Below are 223 nucleotides of genomic sequence, written 5' to 3'. Positions count from 1 at the left end.
GCGCCTGCTGGCGTCTATCAGCGGCTCCGTCTGACAGGCGAGACGTTCCGCTGCCAAAGAACCCGGCAGCGTCCAGAGGAACTGGAAAGCAGCTGGGAGGCAAATGCTGCGGTTAGTGTCCAGCAGTCTGTAAACGGGTCACTCTCCGGGGCTGTCTCTTTTGGGACCTATGATGAGCTTCTGGCCTGTGTCTGCGGCTCCAGTCTGGAAGATGTAACCGTCA

General features: G+C 59.2%; 1 pseudogene. It reads left to right on the top strand.

The annotated features are described in order from the left end of the window. Window positions 1-223: pseudogene (locus tag JN414_RS17105) on the top strand (phage tail protein); the annotation flags it as partial.

Origin of the sequence: Gluconobacter sp. Gdi, from assembly GCF_014132155.1 — a bacterium.
Classification (GTDB): Bacteria; Pseudomonadota; Alphaproteobacteria; order Acetobacterales; family Acetobacteraceae; genus Gluconobacter.
The sequence above is the reverse complement of the archived record's forward strand: the minus strand, read 5'-3'. Positions and strand labels throughout refer to the sequence as shown.